Raw genomic sequence first — 6,983 nt, 5'->3', positions numbered from 1 at the left:
CTATTTATAATCATCCCTACTTATGGTTACGCATCAATAGAAATAAATAAGGATAAATTTATTTTTATTGAAAGTAAAGGTCAGGAGATTATTGAAATAAAAAATAACACAAATAATGATTATTTTATACAAAGCTGGATTTCTCATTATGATGAAAATAATGATACAGAATTACCTTTTATTATCACTCCCCCACTTTTTAAAATAGAAAAAAATGAAAACTATTCTTTAAAAATTTTTAAAACAGATGAAATAGAAAAAAAAGATCGAGAAACACTATATAAAATAAACATTAAGAGAATACCATTGCTATCTAATTCAGATGAAAATAGAAATTTATTACATATATCAATGAATTCTGTCTATAATTTAATATATAGACCAATATCAATAGAAAAAGGTGCAAAAGATGCTTATAAAAGAATTGAGTTTTTAAAAAATAAAAATAATGAATTTATTGTAAACAATCCCACACCCTACTTTATTACTTTGCTTAATGTTAGTTACAATGGTGTACTACTGATGAATAAAAGCAAAACCATACCTCCATTAAAAAAATACAATACAAAAAATATAATTAAAGAAGATGGATTAATTAAATGGAAAACAATTAATCAATATGGCGTGGAAATAAATGCAACAGATAAGGCCATAATAAATGAAGATTAAATATAAAAAAATGGAGTTCACTTTCTTTATTTTTATAATTATTTGCACCAAAGATGCTATCGCTCAGAATAATTTCCTCTCTCTTTATTCTAATTCATTTTCTAATATTAATGATGAAACGATTAAACTACTTCTTGAAGATAAAAAACCTGAAGGGTTTTATCATTCGATTATTCATATTAATAATAGAAAGAAAATGGCAAAGCTCCTTTATTTTAAAAATGTAGATAACAAGTTAACTCCTTGTCTTTCTATCAATGATTTAACTTCTCTTGGTATTGATACTTATTTTTATAAAATAACAAAAGAAAATCAGGAAATAACTCCTTTAAGCGATTATTCGATAGATTTTAAATACCAATTTTCCAATCAAAAATTAAATTTAATCATTCCGCAAAAAGCATTAATAAAAAAAACAGACTATGTCATCAATGAACAAGATTGGGATGACGGAATTACCGCATTATTCACTCAATATTCCTATTGGATTAAATATCACCAAAAAAAATCGACTGAGCAAAAACTTAATTTACACTCAGGTATTAACATGGGAGCTTGGCGTGTACGTAGTCAAAGTGGATTTAATTGGAATAAAGATCGTTATCAATCTAAGCTTTCATCAATTTACACCTATCGACAAATTAATTCTTTTTCTTCTCTTTTTTATGGAGGTAAATTTTCACCTACGACACGAATATTATCAAATGATAAAATTATTGGCTTTCAATTAATATCCAATAATTTAATTTCGAACAAAAGTCTTTATGCTAATAGCCCGATTATTGAAGGTATTGCTGATACACAAGCTCAAATTATCATAAAACAGGGTGATAAGATCATCTATGAAACAACGGTTCCTCCTGGCCCCTTTCTTTTAAATTCATTACCTTCAATAGGAAGTGAAAAACTCACTTTGGAGATCAAAGAAGCAGATGGAAGAGTAAAAATTTCGACACACTATTTTGCATCATTACCGAATCAATTAAATAAAGGAAGTTATCAATATAATATCATCTCAGGCACATTATCTGATCATCCAAATAACAAAAAATCTCTTTTTCTTTTAGGCGAATTTTCATATGGTCTAAGCCAAAAAATCACTTCTTACAGTGCAATAAAAAAACATGATAAAAGACAAACCTATTTATCTGGACTATCTCTAGATTTAGGTATTTTAGGTGGTTTAGCGACAAATATAAGTTATGAAAAAAATAACAATAATAAAATTAAATATCAATTTCGTTATCAGAAAAGTATTCCCATGACACAAACTCACTTTACTTCGGGAATGTCTTTCTATCATTATTTAGGTAATTCATTATCAAAAAACAATATTAAAAAAAACCATTCACTATCTTTATCTCAAAATATTAATGAGTTAGGCTACTTCTCTTTGCATTATCACGGTAAAACATACCATGATTCATCGAAAGAATTTGAAATTGGAGCATCCTTTTCATCCTCATTTAATAGGGTAAATTATCATTTAAAGTATGATTTAAAAAAAGAGAAATATTTTTCGGATCATTATTTTTCATTTAATTTTCATATTCCTATAGGTAATATTGAACATCATCATTGGATGAACAATCAAACAAGCTATCAAGTCAATAATAAACGTTATACAAATAGTACAAATATAGGCGGAGCATTGCTTAATAATAATTTAGGATATTCGATAAACTATCAACATACACATCACCCTAAAAGAAAATATAATCAATTTTCTGCTAATACACGCTATCAAAATAATTATCAATCTTATAGTTTCTCTGGAAATAAATCAGAAAATAATTATAATCTTAATTTTTCAATTAATGGTGCATTAGTACTTCATTCAGAAGGTATTACTCTGACACCCCGTTTAGGAAAAACCTTTGCATTAGTGAGTACACAGGGTATTACTGGTATTAAAACATCATTTTCATCTAATTTAGAAACAGATATCTTTGGTAACCTAATTTTAAATAACATCACACCTTATCGAATAAATAAAATCAAACTAAATGCGACTACACTCCCCCAATCCGTTGAAACCGAATATTACAGTAAGAGTATTATTCCTACATTAGGTGCAATATCTAAAATTACTTTTCCAATGAAAACAGGTTATCGTATTATTTTCAAATCAATAACGCCACTTCCTTTTGCTTCAACAGTTACCGTACTAGATAAAGAGGATAATATTATTTCCCAAGGATTGGTGACAGAAAATAATGTTATTTTTCTTTCTGGTATTCCTGATCATGGATTAATAAAAGTAAAATGGGGAGAAGATAAACAGTGTCAATTTAATTATAATTTGAGTTCCGATGAAAAGAAAAAAAACCTGATAAAAAAAGAAGTTAATTGTCTTTAATTCAAAACAAAAGTACTAAATATGAAAAATAAAAAACATTTCTTCTATTTAATTATAATTTTACTCTATTCATCATTTTCATTTTCATCAATACCAAGACGTGGTGATCACGATATTCCTCTAAGCTGTGATATAGATCATATTTATGAAAATACAAGTGATAGATTTTCTATTAACGGAAATGACTTTTCTTCATATGAGAAAGGAGAATTAGCGAATATTGATCCTCACATTATCCTTATTAATATAAAAGATTGTTCTAAGAGTAATGGGAATATTCGCTTAAAAATTGAAAATACGAGTATTGATAATACAACAGGTTACTTGAAAAATATGATTAGTGCTCCCGATGCAAGTAATAATATTGCTTTTCAATTATTGTACAATGAGGAAGAAAGACCCATCAATCTTAATAAAAAGAGCGAATTTACTGAAGAACTGACTGATGGAGAAGCTGAATTTTATTTTTTAGTTAACTATGTTAAAAAAGATAATATGCCTCCTGCATCCGGTTATATACGCTCAAACATTAATTTCATTGTCATGATCAATGACGATATTGTTAATTTTAGTGGTAATGATTAATTAGTCATAAAAATTAGCTACAAAAAAGCACGATAGAAATTTATAATATATCGTGCTTTAAAAATAAAATGAGGTTAAGTCTGTATTTAAGATTTAACTACTTCTTTACCCATTTTCCATTAATCCCCTTTACAAACTCACCTTCATTAGCTCTTGCGACTAATTTTTCACCTGCTAGTCGAGCAACAGAATCAGGTGTTACTTGGTTAGTTTTAGCAATTTCAGCATATTTTGCTTTTCTTGCTTGATTTATTTCATCAGCAAGTTGTTGAGCCTGCTTATTATTAGTTTGCACAAGCTCAATATAACCACTAAAGGTTTCCCCTACTAATCCTTGTGATCTTGCTTCATCAAGCGTTAATGCTATGGCATTTGCACTGCCTAAAGCTATCATTAGCGCAAAACTTAAGAAATATTTTTTATAATTCATCATTTATCCTTTAAAAAATGGCGCTGTTATTTTTTAAGAGATCTTCAACTTGTCGGTCTATTTTTACATTAATTTCATGTTCAATTTTTACATTCATATTAATGTTAATGGGCTTATCCGGTGTGGCGACTTCTAACCGAATACATCCTGTTAATGCTGATATTCCCATCATCAAAGCTGTTAGTAAGAATAGTTTTCTTAAGAATAATGGTTTCACTCTGACTCACTCCCTAAATCTGATAAGCTCTTTTCTAACCACTCTTCCAATTGTGAACCAAATCGTAAACTTCGCCATAATTGGAAGACATTTTCTTCATGTCGATAATTTAAATTAACTTGTCGACGTTTATCTTCTAGAGGATTCGTTCCATTGATTTCTGCTTCTAATACCAACTCACCCAAATTACTTAAATTAACGCGAGTCCAAGAACGGCTGATCTCTAAATAGCGTAACCATGCCATAGCAACGCCCGCAGACATATTATTTTCATCAATAGAATCCACAAAATCCTTATCAAGTCTTAACGTTAAATAAGATGAATTAGCCAGCCAACCATCTTTAATAATCCATTGGTTATTATTAATAAAAAACGGAAATTCACCACTAACTTTACCTGATGCCGCAAACTGCGTCACTTTTAACAAAGTAAAAAGATGACTTAATTGAATGTTATCAAGAGAAATAATCGCTGCATCATGTTGTGGAATTGTGAGTTTTGCCAATGAAATGGTTCCATCAAGCATAGCAACATTCACATTAGATAGAACTAACGGTTTATTTTCTGTTGCAGGGTAAAAACCTTGAAGATCAGCCGTAATATCCGTCATGTCAAAAAGATTATTAACACGCTTTATCCGTAACTGGACAGGCTGTTTAACACCTAATTGCCATTCGTCGCCATTTAAACGCCAAGGCAAAATAAAATCTAAACCTTCTAAAACACCATCTTTAAGCCACATTCCACCTTGTTTAACAACAAGATGCCCTCCTGCTATTAATCCTTGTTCTGGTGCAATAGAAAAATCTGCTTGTGTGTAAAGTTCACCTTTATCAAGAGTGATCCCTAAATCTTCAGGCAAGAGCGATTGAAAAACATTAATAGGTTGTGAAGGCCAACGCATTTGACCTCTTAATCTTGCGCCATCCCAACGCGTATTTATTGCAATAGGTCCTATATTGGGTTTAGCACTTAATTCGCCTTTTACATTAAAATTAAAAGGGGAATCACCATTAACTGTGGCAATAAAATCGGCCTTATCTAAAAAACCACCAGCAGGAAAATCAATACGTTGACTCGTTAATTTTAGTTTTCCATTAAATACAGGCTTTTTATCATCTCTTACCCAACGAAACGGACTTTCTAAAGATAATCGAGGAGCAGTCATCGTAGTATTTTGATATTTTAAAACATCAAAACCTGTATTGAGTTTCTCAAAACTAACCACTTTATCAGCCCAGTACCCTGTTCCTGCGATATCCCAACGTGCTTTTAAAGGTAATAAATCCCCTTCTCCCCAATAGCGCCATTGCCAAGTCCCATTGTCAGGTAAAAAATCAATCGCCTTACCTTGAAAATGAATACGGTAATCCCCCCAAATGCTATCTTGGGCAACGACTATCGCATTTAAACGACCATTAAAACCATTTGATGAAAGTGTGGTTCCAGCTAAAGGTAAACGAGCATCTGTGATGGTAAGCGTTTCAGTGAGTGGTCCTTTAAAACGAAACAAAGAGCCAGATTGAAATTCAACAGTAGGATCGGTCAACATGCCAGTGACTTTAACAGGTAATTGCGCACTGGCTTGCATTAATTCTTTATTAACAATACCAGTGATTTGAATAGGGATTTGTGCATCTAACCAATTTACTGCGGTTTCAGGGATCGATATTACTAAATTCCCTTTTCCCGCTTTGCCTTCTGTCATCACGTTTAATCGTGCAGTTAGTCTTAAATCCGCCAATCCTTTTTGCCATTGAGCGATATTAATATTTACACCGCCTCGCAAAGGTTGATCCAATCCAAACCATTCCCAACGACCTTGTTCAATCACTATATTTTCGGGTGTCACTTTCCAAGGTAATAAAGCCAATGCATGGCCACCACCTTGTTCAGCAAGCGAAATCGTGCCAGATTTTTCTACCCATTCAAGAATAATAACCAATGGGTGAGCGTAGTGAGACGTCAATAGTGTCGCATCAATGGTTCCTTTTTCTGGTAATGAAGCAACATCAAGAGGAAGCGCTATTTCAGCAGCAAGTTCAATGTTATTGTTATCAGGCAAATTCACTTTGAACCGTTTAATATCAAGCCATTGGTTATCTCTAATAAAAATACCAAGTTGTACATTTTCTCCTTGGTAAGTCATTAATCTTCCATTATTTTGTGTTCTTAATTGCAAAGAACCTTGATAACGCGCATTTTCTTTTAAGAGTACATTTTCGATGTTGACAAATAAATGAGGTATTGAAGTCAGTAGTGAATTTATCTCAAGAGGAACGGTTGCAGTTTCTTCTTGCTTACTTACAGGCATCATTGAAAAACATTGTTCATCAATGGCAAGTTGCTGGCTATTAAATTGCAGTTTATCAATCTGTTCTTTTTGATAAGAGAAAACAAAGTTATCAAGATTAGCTAAAGTGCAACTCTCTGTCTTTAATACGATGTTTTCAATTGAAACACCCATACGCTGTAATTTGGGCTGTGATAAAGAAAGAGTTACACCTTCAGGTAAGTAATAATGAGCAACAACAGGTAACCAACGAGGAATAGCCCCCCATAAAGCAGTGCCTATTAGGCCGGCGCCTAGTAGTATCGTCCCTGTCCATTTGATTGTTTTTCTTAACAACACATTATATTCCTTTTAAACAAACCTGAATCATCCACTTACCTCGTTAAATTGTTTATAATGATAGTATTAATTTCTTTCATATTGGGGCTG

At 31.5% G+C, this 6,983-nt stretch carries 6 protein-coding genes; 3 read left to right on the top strand and 3 right to left on the bottom strand.

What is annotated here, in order from left to right:
* From JEP36_RS06770 to JEP36_RS06760, 3 genes are all read left to right on the top strand, one after another.
* Positions 1 to 669 (top strand): fimbrial biogenesis chaperone (locus tag JEP36_RS06770; RefSeq protein WP_198630009.1); only part of this gene is annotated, 669 nt, incomplete at its 5' end.
* Positions 659 to 3,028: a fimbria/pilus outer membrane usher protein gene (locus tag JEP36_RS06765; RefSeq protein ID WP_198630008.1), complete on the top strand. Its 2,370-nt coding sequence runs from the start codon at positions 659 to 661 to the stop codon at positions 3,026 to 3,028. The genes JEP36_RS06770 and JEP36_RS06765, both read left to right, overlap by 11 nt.
* A gap of 21 nt (positions 3,029 to 3,049) precedes the next feature.
* Positions 3,050 to 3,613, top strand: coding sequence for a fimbrial protein (locus JEP36_RS06760; RefSeq protein WP_198625665.1), 564 nt, complete (start codon positions 3,050 to 3,052; stop codon positions 3,611 to 3,613).
* Between the two features lie 97 nt (positions 3,614 to 3,710).
* Here JEP36_RS06760 and JEP36_RS06755 read toward each other — a convergent pair whose 3' ends face one another.
* The 3 genes from JEP36_RS06755 to JEP36_RS06745 are packed head-to-tail and all read right to left on the bottom strand — an operon-like array spanning position 3,711 to position 6,893.
* The gene (locus JEP36_RS06755) at positions 3,711 to 4,043 is read right to left on the bottom strand and encodes a YdbL family protein (protein WP_198620009.1); all 333 of its coding nucleotides are present in this window, start codon (positions 4,041 to 4,043) and stop codon (positions 3,711 to 3,713) included.
* Positions 4,044 to 4,053: 10 nt separating this feature from the next.
* Positions 4,054 to 4,260, bottom strand: a complete 207-nt coding sequence (locus JEP36_RS06750) for a YnbE family lipoprotein (protein WP_100159376.1) — start codon at positions 4,258 to 4,260, stop codon at positions 4,054 to 4,056.
* Entirely contained in the window at positions 4,257 to 6,893 is a 2,637-nt protein-coding gene (locus JEP36_RS06745) for a YdbH family protein (protein WP_198630007.1), read from the bottom strand. Before JEP36_RS06745 ends, JEP36_RS06750 begins: the two co-directional genes overlap by 4 nt.
* Positions 6,894 to 6,983 lie beyond the last annotated feature (90 nt).

The sequence above is a fragment of the Proteus sp. PR00208 genome, assembly GCF_016238545.1.
Taxonomy (GTDB): Bacteria; Pseudomonadota; Gammaproteobacteria; order Enterobacterales; family Enterobacteriaceae; genus Proteus.
The sequence above is the reverse complement of the archived record's forward strand: the minus strand, read 5'-3'. Positions and strand labels throughout refer to the sequence as shown.